Genomic DNA, 18,370 nt, shown 5'->3' on the forward strand with positions numbered 1-18,370 from the left:
CTTCTGATTCAGAAACCCCGCATCCGGTGAACTGAAACCTGTCCGGCAAGGCTGCCCAGTCGTGCCAGGACCAATGGGAGGAAATGACGTGAAATCAAGGATCAAGGTTGCGCTGAAGCAACTGGGGCTGGTCTTGTCTCTTGCTGTCGGCCTGATGGGATCGAGCCTCAAGGCCGAAGCGCAGGAGGAGATCGCCTTCGCGACCAACTGGAAAGCTCAGGGTGGCCACGCCGGGTTTTATCAGGCGCTCGCCGACGGAACATACAAGCAGTACGGTCTCGATGTCAGGATCGTGCAGGGCGGGCCGCAGATAAACACCCGTAGCCTGCTGTCTGCCGGCAAGGTCGACTTTCTGCTTTCGGTGCCGCAGTTGGCACTGGAAAACAGCCGCCAGAAGATACCGACGGCGATGGTGGCGGCCTTTTTCCAAAGAGATCCGACGACGCTGATGGCTCATCCGGGCAAGTACAAGGATCTCGCCGATATGCGCCGGGCCCGGACGATCTATGTGGCCCGAGCTGCCCAGTTCACGTACTGGCCATGGGTGAAGCACAAGTTTGGTCTCAGCGACGACCAGGTGAAGGCGTATAGCTTCACGCTGGCGCCGTTCCTTGCCGACCCGGAAGCCGTCCAGCAAGCCTATGCCACTGCGGAACCCCTCTACATCGACACATTCAAGCCGGACGTATTCCTGCTCGCCGACTATGGCTGGTCCGGCTATTCGAACATCATCGAGACGCGTCGGGAAATCATCGAAAAGAACCCCGACCTGGTGCAGCGCTTCATCGATGCTTCGATCATCGGATGGAACAACTATCTCTATGGCGACCGCAAGCAGGCCAATGCACTGATCAAGAAAGACAATCCGGAAATGACGGACGCAAAGCTCGATGCGGAAATCGCCGAGATCCAGCGTCTCGGCCTCGTTGACGGCGGCGACACGCTGAAAGTGGGCCTCGGCGCGATCGACCTGAAGCGCTTTGCCAGCTGGTTTGACGACCTGATGGAAGTCGGCCTCTACAAGCCCGGCGAAGTTGACCTTGAGACGGTCGTCACCGACCAGTTCGTCAACAAGGGTGTCGGCCTCGACGTTCGCAAGCGGCTTGAAGCGCAATAGGCTGGCGCCGACCGGCCGCCCCCGGCCCGGAGGCATTCCACCGGGCCCCTGCCGCCACGCCAAAGCCCACAATGACGTCTTGGGAGCAGTCGACGACCTCGTCTGCTCCCGATTTGAACGGCGACGCAGCGCGTTCGGCCCCGTCGCCAGGGAGCCTCACCGGCGACCACCGAACTGACCTAAATTTTCGGAGAAAAAAGTGCCCGAGCCGCTTCCAAATTATATCGTCCAGAATGGCAAGCTCATTGGATATGAGGAGGCCGTCACGCATGTGATGTCGCCTGCCGTCAAGTATGGCTTGGCTGCCTTTGAAGGGCTGTGCGCGTATTGGAGCGATAGCGATCAGGAGCTCTTCGCTTTTCGCCTCCAGGAACATACCGAACGGCTGTTTCAATCGATGAAGCTGCTGAGGTTCGAACCGACTTTCTCGGCCGACGAGATCAACGACCGGACGATCGAGCTTTTGCGGCGCAACAATGTCCGCGAGCCCGTGCACATTCGCGCGATCGCCTATCTCGACGGCAAGGGCGAACACATTGTCCCTGGTCCTGTCAGCTACGCAATTTCTGCACTGCCTCTCGCGCGAAGCAGCAAGGCCCAGACCGGCATCCGCTGTCAGGTCAGCGCATGGACGCGCATTTCCGATGGTTCCATGCCGCCGCGCATCAAGACAAGCGGCAATTATGTCAACAGCCGTCTTGCCAGGCTCCAGGCCAGGCATGATGGCTATGACGACGCGATCCTCCTCAACAACGCCGGCACCGTCGCGGAGTCGCCCGGAGCCTGCATCTTTCTGCGCCGCCGCGACGAACTCATCACACCAGATGTGACGAGCGGCATTCTCGAAAGCATCACTCGCGACACGATCTTGCATCTGGCGCGGGAAGCGGGAATCCAGGTGACCGAAAGGCCCGTCGACAAGACAGAACTTTACACTGCCCGGGAGATCTTCCTGGTCGGTTCGGCCGCGGAAGTGCTGCCGGTGGTCGACGTTGACGGCATATCGATCGGCGATGGCTCCCGAGGGCCGATGACAGCGGACCTGCAGCGCGGCTACTTCGATGCGGTGATCGGCCAGACTGCCTTGGAGCAGGGTTGGTTGACCCGCGTGCATCAAACCTGACGCGGATTTCGAGGCGGCCTCGGTTCGATGCCGCCTCACCCGGCATGAGGGGCCAGAGCCGCCAGGTCGGAAAGTGCCTACTACGGTCCGATCAACGCTGCGTCAGGGCGGCGGCTTTCAGTGTCCTGTCACCAGGGCCGGGCGCCACCGATGATTTCCATGGCCCTCTCAGCGAAGCGGCCGGCCAGCGGAGCGACATCAGCGGCATTGTTCGAAGCCGCGTTGCCGGCGCGCGCCCGATCGGCAATGCCGACAAAGATCACGGCAAAACGAAACAGCGAAAAGACCAGGTGGAAGCGTTCGAGCGGCGCGGTCGGCGTCGCATGCGCGAAATAATGGTCGAGGAATTCGCGTTGGCTCGGAATGCCGAGAGCCGCAATGTCGAGACCAAGGATGCCACCATATTCGTCAGGCGAGCAATGCCAGGTCATCGAGCAGAAGCCGAGATCGGCAAGCGGGTGGCCGAGCGTTGACAACTCCCAGTCGAGGATACCGATCACCTCGGGCTTTTCGGGATGAAACAGCAGGTTGCCGAGCCGGAAATCGCCATGCGCGATCGACACGCGCCCATCGTCCGCCGGCATGTTCTGCGGCAGCCAGTCGGCCACCGCCTCCAAGACAGGGATACGTTCGCCTGGCGATTCCCTGAGTTGCCTTGTCCAGCGACCGATCTGGCGTTCGAAATAATTGCCTGGCTTGCCGTAGTCGCCGAGGCCGACCCCGTCCGGGCGCACCGCATGCAGTTTGGCCATCGCCTCGGCCATGCCGAGATAGATGCCACGCCGCTCGTCGGGGGAAAGACCCGGCAGCGAGCAGTCATGGAAAACGCGACCTTCGAGGCGCTCCATGAGGTAAAACGGCGTGCCAAGCGGCGCGTCGCCATCGTGGTAGAGCACCGGCTTCGGCACCGGCGCACTGGTCGGCGCCAGCGCTTCCAGCACGCGGAACTCGCGGTCGATGGCATGCGCCCCGCGCAGGATCGGCCCGGCCGGCTTCTTGCGCAACACCATGCGGCGGGCACCGAAATCGACGAAATAGGTCGGATTGGACTGGCCGCCGCCGATGCGTTCAAGCGTCATTTGGCCCTCGCCGAAGCGCCCGCCGAGAAACGCCTCGAGCGCTGCCGGATCGAAATCTGCGTTCATGGCGTTTTGCGCCTTGTCATCCTGGGCCATCAAAGCGCTATGCCTCGCCTTCGACGTTCCAGCGCCAGAAACCAGAACCTTCCTCATTGAGGGAGCGGTTCAGCACCATCTTGTGCACTTCGTCAGCGCCGTCGACCAGCCGCGCCTGGCGGGCATAGCGATAAATCCATTCGAGCACGGTATCCTTGGAATAACCCCGGGCACCATTGATCTGGATCGCCACGTCGGCGGCGTCGTGCAGCACATTGGCGACCTGCACTTTGGCCATCGACACTTCCTTGCGGGCGAAGCCGCCCCCGTCGAGTTCCCAAGCCGCCTTCATCACCAGCAGGCGGCCGATCTCGATGCGCATGGCGAGGTCGCCGAGCTTGAGCTGGATGCTCTCGCGATCGGCGAGGCGGACGCCGAAACCGTAGCGTTCGGAGGCATAGGCGCGCGCGATCTCGACGCAACGCTTGGACAGGCCGAGCCAGCGCATGCAGTGGGTGAGCCGGGCCGGCCCGAGCCGCACCTGTGTCACCTTCATGCCCCTGCCCTCGCCGGCGAGCATATTTTCGACGGGGATTTCCAGCCCGTCGAATTCAAGCTCGCAATGGCCGCCATGCTCCTCCGGCCCCATGATCTCGATGCGGCGCTTGATGGACCAGCCCGGCTGATCCCGGTGAAACATCAATGCCGACAATCCCTGCTTCGGATCGTCGGAGGTACGGGCGATCAGGATGAAGTGGCTGGCGTCCTCGGCGCCGGTGATGAACCACTTGCGGCCGCTGACGACATATTTGTCGCCGCGTTTCTCGGCGCGGGTGGCGATCATCGATGGATCGGAGCCACCGCCAGGATGCGGTTCGGTCATGGCGAATGCCGAGCGTACCTTGCCCTCGACGATCGGCTTCAGCCATTTTTCCTTCTGGTCGGGCGTGCCCAGCGCCTCCAGCACCATCATGTTGCCGTCGTCGGGCGCGGCAGAATTGAACACCACCGGGCCGAAGATCGAGCGGTTCATCTCCTCGTAGCAGACCGCCATGCCCATCTTGCCAAGTCCGGCACCGCCAGTTTCAGGCTTGAGCTGCAGGCACCACAGCCCGGCGGCCCTGGCCTTGGCGCGAAGTGTGTCGAGCAACGGCAGGGCGATGTTGCCATGCGCGTCATAAGACGCCTTGTCGGCCTCCAGCGGCAGGATCTCGCGCGCGACAAACGCTGCGATGCGGCTGCGGTATTCTTCGACGCTGGCGGGAATTTCGAAATTCATGATGGCCTCACAGTGACGAAACGAGATGGCCGCCATCGACCTCGATCGACGAGCCGGTGATGTAGCTGCCGGCGGCGGAAGCAAGCAGCAGCAGCGCGCCGTCGAGTTCTCGCGGATGGCCGAGGCGGCGCTGCGGGATGCGCTTGATGAGGTCAAGCCCGGCTGGGGAGGTAAAGAACTCGCGGTTGATGTCTGTCTCGATATAGCCGGGGCATAGCGCGTTGACCCGGATGCCCTCGCGCGCCCATTCGAGCGCCAGCGCCTTGGTCAGCTGGATCACGCCGGCCTTGGACACGGCATAGGCGCTGAGATTGCCGGCAACGCGGTGCCCCAGGATCGAGGCAATGTTGACGATCGCCCCACCCCGGCCCAAAGCCTTCATGCCGCGCGCCACCGCCTGGGAAACGACAAAGACGCCCTTGAGATTGGTGTCCAGCACCCGGTCCCATTCGGCCTCGTCGAGGTCGAGCGCGCGGGACGCCCCGGAGATGCCGGCATTGTTGATCAGGATGTCGAAGCTTTTGCCAGCCAGCGCCGCAGCCACCGAGGCGCTGTCGGTCACGTCCATCTGGATCGCGCTGGCCTTGCCGCCGGAAGCAGCGATGCTGGCGCAAGCGTCGTCCAGCGCCTCGCGGCGGCGCGCGGCGAGCGTGACGCTGACGCCATGGTTTGCGAGCAGCTCGGCGAAATGCAGGCCGAGGCCGCCGGAGGCGCCGGTGATGAGGGCGGTCTTTTCCTGGATATCTTCGAACAGCATCAGGTGATCACCTCAAAAATCGAGCGAGCGCTCGTTTTCTTTATTCGCCTGCCTCCCCTTTTGCAACCAGGCAATTGCTGCTATCTCGACGGCAGATGGCGCGCGCCACAGGTCGCAGGCGATGGGAGGCAGGTTGAACTTCGCGGGGCAAAGGCAGTGGACGGCCGCATTCTCGACGGAGGCGCTGTGTGCGCGCATCCTCGACCGGCATCGCGACACCGTGCGCGTGCAGAAACCGCATGTCGCCGTCGCCAATCTCGCGCGCATCATCGAGGCGACGCTGAAGCTTTCGAACAAGCAGGGCTTCCACGCCACCAGCCTGCGCGACCTGGCGCAAGCGTCCGGTCTCAGCATGGGCGGGCTCTATTCCTATTTCGACAACAAGACAACCCTGCTGTCGATGATCCTCGGCGAGGTTTCGACGACGGTAAGCGAGGTCCTCAGGGCCGCCCCGGAGGGGACCGCTGACGATCCGCTTGGCCATCTCAAATGGCTGATCGAGACCCATATCCGGCTGACCGAGGCGATGCAGCCGTGGTTCGTCTTTGCTTACATGGAAGCCAAATCGTTTCCGGCGGCCGAACGGCGGATGGCCGTCGACAGTGAGGCTGCGACCGAAGAGATTTTCGCCGCCGTGCTTCGCCAGGGCGTGGCCATCGGCAAGTTCGCCATCGCCGATATCGAACTGACCGCGTCGCTGATCAAGCCCCTGTTGCAGGACTGGTACGTGAAGCGGGCCAAATACCGCAAGCGCTCCACGAGCGTCGAGCAATATACCGACGCGGTCACGGGGATCGTCGCGGCGACGGTCCTTCCGCGAGGTTGAACTGCGTCGGGCTGCGCACTGGCCGGGGCTGCCTACTACCGGCTTCAGGTCGCCGAACTGTACGATGCGCCTTGCAAGAAGCTTCCGAGGCCAAGCAGATGACGGGCAGACATCTTCCACTCGCCTGTGGATGAGATCATGCCGACGCCGGAAGCGGACGAACTACCGATCGACATACGCGGCGATCTGGCCGGTATCCTTGCCATATCCCTGAAAGCGAAAAACCCGCCGAGAGCGCGGGTTGTTCGAAAGTTGGGTTGGTTTTGGAGCCAGGATTTTGTCTTTTTTGCCCGGCTTTGTCGGCGTTTGCGTGCTTGCGGGGTTTTGCTGCGGTTCCGATCGGCGCGTCACCGGCAGTTGAACAGCAAAACGCCCGCGTCATTTCTGACACGGGCGTTTTGTTATTTGGTTGCGGGGACACGCAACTACCGATTCCGACATTTGCTTCAGATCGCAGTTTGAAAGAGCTAGCCCTAGGAAAAATCCATGTGGGGGGCGGACGGGCAGCATCCAAAACGGGAGCGGGAGCGGCCGCTGGAATGACCGACATTGGGCCAAGCGGAATGGCCGCTTTTGGACTGGTTCTGCGAAAAGCAGACGCACCGCGACGTATGGCCGTTTGATCCGTTCTGCATCACGCGCTACCCACGTCGCCAACATGGAGCCGGGGCCACGCGACGAGCCTCAATGACCTCAGATGCCTGTGCGCCAACTGCCACCGCGTCCTGCACCGGGCGATTTCGCTTGGCGTACCATTTGACATCTGAGCTGCGTGAAATTCGCAACTTTGAACCAGCTCTCACACCTCGGAAATGATCTCGCCCCCGCTTCCAGCATGGCACCGCCTGACCGAAGCCAGCCTGCGACGGGTAGTGTCTCAGTTTGAAATTTGAACGCGCCGTTGTCGCATCCGGCCCCGAACTCCTATATGCTTAGCGCAAAGCATTGGATCGGCTATGGCCTTCACTATCATATGGTATGGGAAAACAGGCATTGTGGCGAAGACGCCATTCGATGCCGAGAAGGCCGCGAGGGATCACGCCATAGCGACCTTTCCCGCTCGAAAGCTGGATGACGGTATCGTAGCGGTAGAAGTTCGCAAAGACGACGGTACGGTTGTCTTCAGCCATGCAGGGAGCAACTGAATGCCAACCGGACCTAAAGGCCAGAAGCGCCCCGCCGACGTGATCGGCAACGCCGTCCGCGTCATGCGCATTGCCACAGGCGAGGACGCCGACGATGTCATTGACGACGGCAAAGACCCTGCGGCCAAGGCTCTAGGAGCCAAGGGCGGGAAGAAGCGCGCCGAGAACATGACGCCGGAGCGCCGCGCCGAGATCGCCAAGAAAGCAGCGGAAAGCCGATGGGGAAAGAAATAGAATTCACTTTGCACGACTTGCTGAATCTGGTAATAGACTTGCATCTCACGATGACAAGGATTTTCGGATGTCGGCTGAGTTTGAAGATCAATTGCGGGGCGCTTTCCCCGCGAGCACAGATGTCGCGGTCATCCGCGCCCTTGCGACAGGCGTATCCCTTGCAGATGACATGCGGCGCAACACGCCGTGGCTTACGACCTCAATAGGCGACGATCATAGAGGCCTGTTTCGCCGCGTAGCGGCGATGTGGCAGTTTCGCCAGGATTGCTTGAACGGCAGCCTTCCATTCGAAACTGTGGAAGTACCCAACACAACGGGGAGTTCGCACCTTCTGAACATCACTGCTGCCGACTTCGAAGCGCACATGGTTCGGACAGATTCGGAGGGAGCCTTTCCGCAGGACGCGCCGATCCGTCAGGACAAGAGCCTCAGCAACCAACTTGATCTTTTCAATGACGGCAAGGTCGTCCCGTTCCATGAGATAGCGCCGGACAAATACTATGCGTGGCTGTCCTTCAACGCTGACCTGATTGGTGGCCTTACGCATGTTTGTTGGTGCATGCCTGAGGCTAATAGGAAGGTGTTTCTCGGCCGCATCAACATCATGCGGAACGCTGGTACGCTTAGCGTAGAGCCGCATGTGCCACCGCCTCCCGACCCGACGACGGCGATGAAGTTCAAGCTCGATGTTGTCGAGCGCTTCATGGACACCAAGTCTGACAAGAAGAAGCAGAGGTAGCAGGCAGATATTATGTCGAACATTTTTCGCACGACCCCGGCGACGCCGCCGCGTGTTGTGCCCGAGAGGATTCGCGAAGCGCGTGAAGCCCGAGGCTACACAGTTGAAAGCTTCGCTGAAATGCTCGGCGTCACGCGACAGGCGGTCGGTCAATATGAGACTGGTCAGATAGCGCCTTCTGCCGAGGCGCTGTCGAAGATCATTGCGGCCACCGGGCAGCCTCCATCCTTCTTCACGACAAATAGGCCACGCGACGTTGGAAGTTTTGGCTCGCCATTCTGGCGAGGCCTTAAGCGGATGAACAAGCCTGATCGGTTGAGGATTGCTCGTCGCCTCGAATGGGCGTGGGATATTATTAGCTACATCGAAGGCTTTATCGAGCTGCCAAAGGTTAATCTGCCAGTCTTTGATTGGGACTGGGAAACTGGAGACGAACACGCGCTGGAGCGTATTGCCGGGGCCGTTCGCGACCATTGGCAATTGGGACGCGGGCCGGTTTTCCATCTTTCCAAGGTACTGGAGGCCAATGGCGTCATCATCATAAAAGAGCCGGTTGAGTGCGAGGACATGGATGCAGTCTCCCGTTGGCAAGGCGGACGCCCGTTCATCCTATGCAGCGCTGACAGGGACGAATTGCCCAGGTTCAACTTCGACCTAGCGCACGAGCTTGGGCATATCTTGCTACACAACGGTGTCGACGTTACATCAGAAAACATAAATAAGATCGAACGCCAAGCGAACTATTTCGCTGGCGCATTCTTGCTTCCGAGGGAGGTTTTTTCTCGTGAAGTGGTGTCGACTTCTGTTCACTACTTCCTAAAGCTAAAAGAGCGTTGGCGGGTATCGGTGGCGGCGATGATATACCGCTGCAAGGAGCTTGGGATACTTTCCCCAACGCAGGTTAGCTACCTCTACCGGCAACTTTCAGCAAAAGGCATGAGGAAACGGGAGCCTCTTGATACGGCATTCAAAACGGAAGCACCTTCGATCCTCATGGCAGCCTTAGATATGCTCATCAAGCACGGGGTGAGGACCAAAGCGGAAATTGTCGATGCCCTCAATTTGAACGCACAGGATATTGAGATGTTGTGCGGGACAGAAAAGGGCTTCTTCGGCGAAACCGTCGTTCAGCTACGGTTAAAACCGAACATATACGCTTGACACTAAGCATAAAAGTTCAGATATTAGGGGCATGAACAAGCTGCCCCTGAAAACCCGCGTCCAAATCCTCACCATGCTTTGCGAGGGTTCTTCGATGCGGTCTATCTCGCGCGTTGCCGACGTGTCGATCAACACGGTTTCCAAGCTGCTTGTTGATGCTGGCAAATTCTGCGCCGATCTGCACGACCGCGAAGTCCGCAACGTGAACGCCAAGCGCGTCCAGTGCGATGAAATCTGGTCATTCACTGGCGCGAAGCAAAAGAACGTCGCAGCCATGAAGAACCGCGTTGAGGGCGCTGGCGACACATGGACGTGGACCGCTCTCGACAGCGACAGCAAGCTTATCATTTCCTGGCTCGTCGGCGGTCGTGATGGCGAGTATGCGCTGGCCTTCATGGATGACGTGAAGGAACGCCTTGCCAATCGCGTCCAGCTTACGACAGACGGCCATCGCGCTTACCTCAACGCGGTCGAGGAAGCCTTTGGAGCGGACATCGATTACGCCATGCTTGTGAAGCAGTACGGTGAGCCGGAAGGCAAGGCGGTGCCACAGGAACGCCGCTACAGCCCCGCCGTGTGCACTGGCGCGACCAAGACGCGGATTGAAGGCTCGCCCGATCTGGCCCACGTCAGCACGTCGCACGTTGAAGGGCAGAACCTCACCATGCGGATGCAGATGCGCCGCTTTACGCGCCTCACCAATGCGTTCTCAAAGAAGTTTGAAAACCACGTGCACATGGTCGCGCTGTACACGGTCTGGTACAACTTCATTCGCATTCACAAGACGCTGAAAATGTCGCCCGCAATGGCTGCCGGGGTTTCGAATACGCTCTGGTCAATGAATGACATTTGCGACAAGATGAACGCCGTTGCGCCGAAGCCAGGGCCGAGGGGGTCATACAAAAAGCGCACTGCCTAAACGGGAAAAAGCGGGCTGCTCCCGCAACCCGCTTTCCCTTATTCCCGTCCTCTGGGGGTGTGCGTCAAGCGCAGTGACCGTTTCCTGAGGCTCACCACACCAACTTAGAGCGGACGCTTCGGGTATGCAAGAGACGTTTGAAAAAAACCCTGATTTCGCCACACTGTTTAAGAAATCCCTAAGCTCGCCACGCTTTGGGACATATCTAGGGGCGTCCGGTAGCAATGAAAAGGATGCCATCCAGTTATACCAGTGGAATGCAAAAATCTCCCAATCCCTATATATATACCTACAATCATGGGAGATTTGCCTAAGAAACAAGATGAATGACTTTTTTATTTGGAAATACAAGGAAGGCTGGCCATATAAGCAGAACGATTTCGTTCGAAACCTTAAAGGCGATGATCGCAGACGCTTAACGGAGACCCTTCTTAGACAGGAGAGAGATCGCGGGGTGCGCCCTGTTAGCACATCGGTTGTTGTGTCAGATTTATCGGCTGGCTTTTGGGTTTCCCAACTCTCAGAGAAGTACAATCACTACTCATGGAGATATAATCTGGTGAAGGTGTTTGCGCATGATACTGGCTTGGACAGAGCCGCCGCCTGGACAATCTGCGACGAATTACTGACGCTCCGAAATCGCGTCGCACACCATGAGCCGATATTTCACCTACCTTTAGACGACCGTCGCGAAAAGCTTGCGCGCATCGTTGCCGCCATGTGTCCTGCCACATCTGCTTTCGCAGAGACGACGTGTAATTTCGGAGACATATGGAAAGAAAAGCCTAAGCCAGCGAAGCCAGCGTAATTTCAAAGTGAGACACTACCCTGCGACGCGGTCCGTGGTGGACTCGACGCCGGCGACCGACCTCAGGCCGCATTCCCACACGACGGCAACGCGCCATCCGAGCTGGCTTAGGGCCGCGATCGCGGCGACGTCACGTCGCACATTGCCTGCAAACTTCGCCTGCCAAAATTCGCGCCGCGTTGCAGGAGTTGTTGCGTAGCGACACACCCGGGGTGTCGGTGCCAGAAACACCCGTGGACAAGAATCTTCGGAAGTCGTGAATCACAAACCCTTGACCTTCCCAGCGTGATTGCTCAGCGACCTAACTACCCCCTTCTTTTTGATCGCTTTACGCTCTGCTTCAACATATTCTTTTTATTCAGCTTTTTTGATTTTTTCTTCTTCCCAACGCGTTCTGTGAAACTTAGAGTGAACGGCCGTTCTCCTTCCTTAAATATGGGGTTTCCGCTCGGATTTTCTTCCGAGAATTCAATGAAGAACTCTTGCCGTTCTTTCTCTCGCTTTTTGTTCTTGGCGACCTTATCGGGCTTACGGTGTGGATCATATACGCCGGAATTAAAAGCCATTTCCCCTCCCACAAGGCGGCCCCACGTTGCTTCAGGTTCTTCATTAGCGCTAAGGGATGACCGCCGAATGCGAAACTTTAATCGGCACTCATATAGCCGTGTCCGGCATAGTTCGTCCCAAAACGGAGTTCACACTTGCCACATTTTGGGCACTCGTAGTCACCGGACAAGTCTAAGTGGTCATTGCCGATGGAACCCAACGCGGGCAACAAGCGCCCCGCCCATTCTTCAGCATTTGAATCATCGTCCCCTAACCAATTTGCGGGGACGCGCATCTGCGACACGCTTGACGAGTTGCAGACCTCACACGTCAGCGGAAGGGCTTTGTAATTTGCAGTGGTTATCTCGTTGCAGTTTTGGCAGCTCACTGGCTGGGTCGAGTACACATGATAGTTCGACATCAGGCCACCAATCATCAACGGCTTATCGTAGCCGCATGCAAAGCAATGTGCGTCTGTTGAATGCATGACAAGGTCTCTTTCATGATGGGTTGCCGACCTAACCGCTAGACCTCAGCCTCGCCTCAGCCGGTCGTACTCATACCCGCAATCGGTCCGTCCTTAACCCTCTCGACGACCTCGTCGATGACGTGCAGCGATACACGATGCCATTCCTGGCGCGATGTGAGAACCTCAAAGGCGGCAGACAACCTCTTCTCGATCGAAGGACAGCGCCGCTCAATGGATGATCAGCTTTCATTGTCGGAACTTTCCGTTCCTCCGAAGATATCCAAAAGGAGATCCGGATTGGTCCCCTCGCCCCGCAATTCATCGAGCGTCTGCTCTAAAATGCGTCCGTACTTGGCCAACGCTCGGAGACGAGACGAATGACGTAGATCGGAGAGCGTTTTCTCGACGCTGTGCGCGAGCTTGTCCGCGACCGGATCTTGCCCCGCGACAAGTGCGAAAGGTTCAACCGACCTCCACCGCAGGAGCCCGACCAACAGCAAAGGCGCATATTGGAACCGAGTATAGGTGGACTTTAGACTTTCATCGAACTCACGGAGCACGCGCTTTGCGATCCGTTCAACGTCCTTTCGAGTTAGCAACTGCGGCGCAGTTTCCGACCGCGACAAAATGAAGGCCATCGCCGCCGTCTCACGTTGCCAGCTCCACAAATCGATCGTTTTCCCGAGAATTTTGTGGATGGCCTGCTGCTCTGAGCTCCTAGTTCCTGCGATACGGCCCAACCCCTGATAGCCGAGCTTCCAGTGAGCACCGAGCGTAAACAGATGATAGCCCCTGACTTCCTGATCCAAAGCATCCAAGAGCCACTCAGATACCACCGGAGGGCAGCGGCGGAACTGCCACGTCAGAAACCGCAAGCTGTCATTGTTAGCAGCAACACGACCTGCAAGTCGGGCTTGTACATGCTCAATAGCCCTCTCAGTTACCTGAAGCAGGTTTGCCCGACCGGTCTCCGTGATCGATCCCGGAAGCTCACCGTCGCTGGAAATGGCGTATTGTCCGTCCGGGCGAGCTGAAAGTTTGCTCGCAAGAGCTGCCCAATCCACCTCGTCGCGATCGACGCCCTTTTCCAGCAACTTGTAAAGTCCGTCGCCCCGGTTGCTGTCATTCCAGGCACCGAGCCCACAGGGCAACACCAATCGCGCCGGGATTGTGGGCTTGCCACGTTGGAGACTGGCAAGCAAATCCTCCCAGCTTTCCGCAAGTTCTTCGGCACCGTCCCAATCCACTTGGAACCGATGACCAGACGATTCAGAGTGGAGCAGGATTTTCGCACGCCCCGCGGCGGGGCTCTGCTCGACCCAGAGATCGACGGGAACGAGTTCTTTCGAACTGACGCCGATGCTTACCTGCGCCTTTCGCGCATGCTCTGACGTCTCCTTTCGAAGGAAAATCGAGAAGGTCTCCTGCCCCGCCTGTATGGCGAAGCGCGCAGGTTTCGGGCTACGATAGACTTCGCCTGCTGATAGCGTGGCCTCAGGGTCGATGAGGTCGTAATTTTCCGCGCCATCGCGACGCTGCACGATCGTCGAGATTTGCGGCAGAAAGTCAAAGTAGACGGGCTCGCGCTTGCTGAGCCGGCGTGCAGCCAGCAAGGCCCCTTCAGCAACAGCATCTGGTGACAGCATGATCGGACCCAATACGAGCTCACGAATTTGCTCAAGCAACTTCGAACGGACCTCGCCTTCAGCTAGGCTTTCGACCAGAACGACATCGCATCCTGATAGTTCAGCAGCCAATCCCTCCGGGAGCCTCAAGCCCGTGAGGCCGCCCAGCAGCGTCGGCGGAGTAATGATCTCCCAGTCACCGTTCCTCATTCGGAGCACCTCGGGGCCAGCCGTCATCCCGAGCATCAGGCGTCCGATCGACCGAGCCCACTCCAGATGTTCAGTCCTGTCGGTGGAAGCACAGGCGAAAACATCTTGCTTTGCGCGGGCGGCCAGACCTTCGTATCCCCATTCCGATAACAGGAGCCTCCCGTTTGCTTTTCTTTCAGGAGCAAGTATGTCCCTGCCCTGATCGCGCTCTGCACGGATTTTCAGACGCTGCACGGACAGCCCGGTCGCGGAATGGCAGATCACTCCCAGACTTTGACCGCTGGTGATATCGCCGATTTCGATCGCGTAGAGGGCAGCGAGAACCGAGCGCCAAACCAGCAACGGCGTGGAAATCTTCGCTTTCCGCAATGCCGCCAGCATCCGCTCCTGCAGGACTTCGCTGGTGCCAGGGACATCGTCGAGGCTCGCAACGCCAAAGCTCGCCGCTGAAGAAAGTCCCGTCAGAGCGGCCGTGAGTTGCTCGACCGAGACCTCATCACCGGAAAGAAAGTCTCGTATCCTAGTTCGACGTCCGTGTTTCCCGACTGCACCCCAGCCCTCGCCGAGTCCGTGAGGCGAAATCGTGCCCTGAGCCCCACCGATCAGGGTAGACCGAGATCCGTCGCCCGTTTGCACCACGACGCCCATCAACCCGCCCTCGATGAGCGACGAAGGTACTTCATCTTCTTTCCCGTCGGATTGGAGCACCCAGTTCCGGGCGGCCAAGTCGCGCCAGCCATTCAAGTCGTAGCCACTGAGTTTCTTCATTGGACTACCGATAGATCTCGCTACGGGCAAATGCACGGATTGCATCGAGGCCGTACCGCAGCCCCTCGCCGGATGCCTCCATCGCAACGCCATCTACCCGCGTCCGCTGGCTCTCGGCAAATTGCGCTTCGGGGGCTCCGTGCGACGGCGTCAGTATGAGGCCATTTCGAAGGACTTCCGACTGCGCTACCCGCTGAAGCTCGACGAGCCGGGAATTAGCCTGGTTGACGGCTTCGGACAGGTCGAGCCTCATCATCGAATGCGGGGTCCAGACGGCCACGCGGCGCGGCATTTCGTTTCGTTTAATATCTGTGATTCTGAGCGAAACATGAGCACGGGCAAGCGGCAGCAGTGGCCCGGGAACTTCTGGCCTCGACTGCACCTCAACGATCCGGCCAATACCTTTGAGCCAGAAAACCGCGATCGGCCGATCTTGCTCAAACCACCGTCCCAAGGTAGCCTCGGAGCGCCATACGACAGGCGACTGGGCAATCAACTCCGCTTCCTCAACCTCGTCGAGCGCCAGGACGATTGCCAGAACCGCGAAATCCGTCCAGGTCTCAGCCTGCCATGCCCATAGGTCATCAAGGACCTTTTCCTCCTCAAGGAGCCGCCGCCACGCCTCGTAAACCGCGCGGTAGTTGGGGTCCTGCATAAGCACGTAGTTGGGGGTGACGCCTGTCTCCGCGACGCTGACGTCGAGGTCCTCCAGCATTCTGGCAAACGCCCTGCAGAACCTGGAGTAGGTTTCCACTTGGCCATAGCGGCGGCTCATCTTGGCGCGGGGATGTTCACGCATCCATTCACGAGAGACATCGAAGGCTAGGCGGGTGTAGGCGTGAACCACCCGGTTCTCGGGTGTGTCGAAGTTTTCATGCCGAACAGTCGCAAGGATACGCTGGCTGGCACCCGCCCGTTCCGCGATCGTTCGCCCAGGTTGGCGCACAAGCCACAGCATCGATGCGCGGTCCATTTCCTGCACCCGGGATAGCGGTGTCAGTTCCCGAGTCCGGCGGAGGACGCGCCGAATGCGCGGCTCAAGTGCCTTGAGTTTGGGCATGATGGCCTGAGCCTGGCGTACAATTTCCGCCATGCGCGGATCTTCCTCATTCTCAGCCCTCTCCCACGCCTGTCGCAGCCGCGGCCACACGTGCAACGGATCTTCGAGAGATTCTCCGAGCTCCTGAACGCGTGCCAGAACCTCGTTCATCCGCCGCAGCAGCTCTCGGCTGTTTTCCTCCTCCGGTGTTTCTGCTTCCTTCTGCCCCCGAGGCCTGACGGGGAAATTCACCCGAGCGGGGCCGTGACCCGTGCCGCCCTTAGGATATGGGTGGAGCACCAAGTCCACGTTTTCGCCGCGGACGTTGGAGCGCATCAGCAGGCTATGACCGCTGAGTTTTGCCGCCGCCCCCCGAACTTCGCTGACTAGGCAATCACCCGGGCCGAAAGCCGAGCCGGTCAGGCCTCTGCTGTCCCATGGCCGGGCAAGGTGAATCATTAGCGCGTCACCCCGTTCCAGACGAACTGACCAGCCCCATCACGCGCGGTCCTGACGGAGGCCTCGATCGCGTTAGCAAGCTGATCGTCCTGCAGGTTGTTCGCGACAAACTCTCGCAATTCGCTAAAGGTCGCCTCGTTGGTTTCGACTTCCAGCCCACGCAGCTTGGGCAGCAATCGCATTTCGATCTGGTCTGCCAGCGGAGCACGCTTATCCCGGTCGGCACCGGGGTAGTTCGCAACGTACGCCATGATCGCACGTCCCAACCGATGTCCAACTGGCCGCTTGAAGTCTTTCATTACCTTGACCATCCGCTCTACGCTTTCGCGCACGAGCGGATCGCTCTCGACGTCGGACACAGACCGAACCCAGCCCCGCCATCGGGCTGCAGACAACGCTTCCGGCTCCGGTAGCGCCTCGTTCTGCGCGTTGGTGTGTATATTCTTGGGCGCTGAAAAGCGCATGACGTTCGCACGGTCCACGACCTTGTCAGAAAGGGACTGCGTGCTTTCGTCTTCGTTCATCGTCCCAGCGAACAACAGGTTGTAGCCCGGAAAGACACGGAGTGCGTCCATGCCTTTCGGCATCGGAAGTTCAAGTTCGATCTCGGCATCCTTCCGTAGCGTCTTGTCCGCGACGCGACTGGCCGGAGGACGGCTCTCAAGCCTGCTGAGAAAATCGGAGAAATAATACTCGACCCGAGCGAGGTTCATTTCATCGAGCAGGATCATCATCATCCGATCCGGCAACTCGCTTTTCTCGTTATTGAGACTGTCGAGCTGGAAGAGTGCGCGCGCCATATCGGTGGGGCGGAAGCGCTTCTCGATGTAATTGTAGAAGCCCATCAGATCCTGGGGGCTGTCCCAACGAGGCTGAACCGGGACCTGAAGGAAACCGATGCCCATCGCGGCTGCGTACTGCCGCGGGAGCTGGCTTTTACCCGTTCCGGAAATCCCTGCGAGAACAGCCATCTGGCTGGTTTCGTTGACCTTCATCGCTGTGTGGAAGGCATGAACGACGCGCGGGTGGTAATCGAGACCGCTGCTCCTTAAACGAACCGAGACGCGCTTGAGAGCTTCCGACTCGTTTTCGGCAGCGCGCAGCTTCCACTTCGTCATCTGTTGGAGCACAGGCGGCAGGGCACGCAGTTCCTTGAGGCGTTCTTCGACCTCGACTCCAGCGTCCTCCTGGCCGACCGCCCCGGTGACTTCGCCAATTTCTGCTTCAAGCCGGGCGATCTGGGCCGTGAGCGACGACCGCCGAGCCTCGAGACGATCGACTTCCAGCTCCGCCGTCCGGGCACGCTCCTCAGCTGCGGCCGTTTTCGTGGCTGCCACGGTATGGTTTGATTGAGCTTCTGCTACCGAGCCGCGTTCCGCCGACAGGCGCTCCTGCAGCTGGGCGAGTTCTGCGAGCGCTGCCTGGCCCCGTCCCTCCATCTGGGATAGCTCACGTTGCAAATCCTGAGCACGGTTTTCGAGACGCTCGACACGCTCCTGCGCCTCCGCAAGCTTCAAGGCTTCCGAGCGAAGCTCACCTAGCTTCGCCTCAAGGGCAGCATTCTCGCGCTTCATCTCGTCGTTCTGGGCAAACAACCGCTCGGCCGCGGCCAGCCGTTCCTGGACCGCATCGTAGTCGGCTCTAGCGCTCGCGAACTCCGAATCCAATGTCTGCTTTTCAGCAGTGGCGACCTCCATCTCCTCCCTAAGCGTCCGCACCTCCTTGCGACGCTCGTCCTGCTGGTTCCACTCAGCATTGAGGTCATCGAGCTGCCGTTTGGTCGCGTCATAATCCGCCTGGACATCGGCGATGTTGGCAAGTGCCTTACGACGTTCTGCCAGGTCGTTTTCAATGTCGATGAGCCTACCACGCCGATCCGTGATCTGCCCTTCCAGTTCCTCAAGGGCGAGTGCGGGACCTTTGGCTGTCACCACCCGATCGTGCATGATGGCGAAAAAGGTCTGCACGGCGATGAGAGCCAAGATCGCCATGCCTAAGCCTGTAACAAGCAAGATGTTTCCGGTGAGCATC

At 59.2% G+C, this 18,370-nt stretch carries 16 protein-coding genes; 9 read left to right on the top strand and 7 right to left on the bottom strand.

The window, feature by feature from the left end; translation table 11 throughout:
• Positions 1-88: 88 nt before the first annotated feature.
• Positions 89-1,117, top strand: coding sequence for an ABC transporter substrate-binding protein (locus tag WHT83_RS24030; RefSeq protein WP_406872589.1), 1,029 nt, complete (start codon positions 89-91; stop codon positions 1,115-1,117).
• Positions 1,118-1,316: 199 nt separating this feature from the next.
• On the top strand, positions 1,317-2,240 hold the full coding sequence (locus tag WHT83_RS24035; protein ID WP_406872590.1) for a branched-chain amino acid transaminase: 924 nt from the start codon (positions 1,317-1,319) through the stop codon (positions 2,238-2,240).
• Between the two features lie 128 nt (positions 2,241-2,368).
• Here the strand turns inward: WHT83_RS24035 and WHT83_RS24040 are convergent, their stop codons facing one another.
• Genes WHT83_RS24040 through WHT83_RS24050 form a run of 3 tightly spaced genes read right to left on the bottom strand, consistent with a single transcriptional unit; the run spans position 2,369 to position 5,391 of the window.
• On the bottom strand, positions 2,369-3,385 hold the full coding sequence (locus tag WHT83_RS24040; RefSeq protein ID WP_406872591.1) for a phosphotransferase family protein: 1,017 nt from the start codon (positions 3,383-3,385) through the stop codon (positions 2,369-2,371).
• A 37-nt stretch (positions 3,386-3,422) separates the two neighbouring features.
• Complete coding sequence (locus WHT83_RS24045; RefSeq protein ID WP_183264778.1) at positions 3,423-4,634, bottom strand: acyl-CoA dehydrogenase family protein; 1,212 nt, start codon at positions 4,632-4,634, stop codon at positions 3,423-3,425.
• Positions 4,635-4,641: 7 nt separating this feature from the next.
• A complete protein-coding gene (locus tag WHT83_RS24050) occupies positions 4,642-5,391 on the bottom strand; it encodes an SDR family NAD(P)-dependent oxidoreductase (RefSeq protein WP_406872592.1) in 750 nt (249 codons plus the stop codon).
• 133 nt (positions 5,392-5,524) lie between these two features.
• Here WHT83_RS24050 and WHT83_RS24055 point away from each other — a divergent pair, with 133 nt between their 5' ends.
• The 7 genes from WHT83_RS24055 (at position 5,525) to WHT83_RS24085 (ending at position 11,223) form a co-directional block, all read left to right on the top strand.
• Positions 5,525-6,217 carry a TetR/AcrR family transcriptional regulator gene (locus WHT83_RS24055; protein WP_406872593.1) on the top strand — a complete coding sequence of 231 codons (693 nt, stop codon included), beginning with the start codon at positions 5,525-5,527 and terminating at the stop codon, positions 6,215-6,217.
• A 138-nt stretch (positions 6,218-6,355) separates the two neighbouring features.
• On the top strand, positions 6,356-6,679 hold the full coding sequence (locus tag WHT83_RS24060; protein WP_406872594.1) for a hypothetical protein: 324 nt from the start codon (positions 6,356-6,358) through the stop codon (positions 6,677-6,679).
• A 683-nt stretch (positions 6,680-7,362) separates the two neighbouring features.
• On the top strand, positions 7,363-7,596 hold the full coding sequence (locus WHT83_RS24065) for an RNA-binding protein (RefSeq protein ID WP_406872595.1): 234 nt from the start codon (positions 7,363-7,365) through the stop codon (positions 7,594-7,596).
• 67 nt (positions 7,597-7,663) lie between these two features.
• Positions 7,664-8,335 (top strand): hypothetical protein, encoded by a 672-nt coding sequence (locus WHT83_RS24070; protein WP_406872596.1) that lies wholly within the window; start codon positions 7,664-7,666, stop codon positions 8,333-8,335.
• A gap of 12 nt (positions 8,336-8,347) precedes the next feature.
• Positions 8,348-9,496, top strand: a complete 1,149-nt coding sequence (locus WHT83_RS24075; RefSeq protein ID WP_406872597.1) for an ImmA/IrrE family metallo-endopeptidase — start codon at positions 8,348-8,350, stop codon at positions 9,494-9,496.
• A gap of 31 nt (positions 9,497-9,527) precedes the next feature.
• Complete coding sequence (locus WHT83_RS24080; RefSeq protein WP_406872598.1) at positions 9,528-10,415, top strand: IS1 family transposase; 888 nt, start codon at positions 9,528-9,530, stop codon at positions 10,413-10,415.
• Positions 10,416-10,539: 124 nt separating this feature from the next.
• Entirely contained in the window at positions 10,540-11,223 is a 684-nt protein-coding gene (locus WHT83_RS24085) for an Abi family protein (RefSeq protein WP_406872599.1), read from the top strand.
• A gap of 305 nt (positions 11,224-11,528) precedes the next feature.
• Here the strand turns inward: WHT83_RS24085 and WHT83_RS24090 are convergent, their stop codons facing one another.
• The 4 genes from WHT83_RS24090 to WHT83_RS24105 form a co-directional block, all read right to left on the bottom strand.
• The gene (locus WHT83_RS24090) at positions 11,529-11,789 is read right to left on the bottom strand and encodes a hypothetical protein (protein WP_406872600.1); all 261 of its coding nucleotides are present in this window, start codon (positions 11,787-11,789) and stop codon (positions 11,529-11,531) included.
• Positions 11,790-12,477: 688 nt separating this feature from the next.
• The gene (locus WHT83_RS24095) at positions 12,478-14,841 is read right to left on the bottom strand and encodes a hypothetical protein (RefSeq protein ID WP_406872601.1); all 2,364 of its coding nucleotides are present in this window, start codon (positions 14,839-14,841) and stop codon (positions 12,478-12,480) included.
• Between the two features lie 4 nt (positions 14,842-14,845).
• Positions 14,846-16,339, bottom strand: a complete 1,494-nt coding sequence (locus tag WHT83_RS24100; protein ID WP_406872602.1) for a hypothetical protein — start codon at positions 16,337-16,339, stop codon at positions 14,846-14,848.
• Positions 16,339-18,369, bottom strand: a complete 2,031-nt coding sequence (locus tag WHT83_RS24105; protein ID WP_406872603.1) for a chromosome segregation ATPase-like protein — start codon at positions 18,367-18,369, stop codon at positions 16,339-16,341. The genes WHT83_RS24100 and WHT83_RS24105 overlap by 1 nt, the downstream gene beginning before the upstream one ends.
• Between the last annotated feature and the right edge of the window lies 1 nt (position 18,370).

The organism is Aminobacter sp. P9b (assembly GCF_045345995.1).
Lineage (GTDB): Bacteria > Pseudomonadota > Alphaproteobacteria > Rhizobiales > Rhizobiaceae > Aminobacter > Aminobacter niigataensis.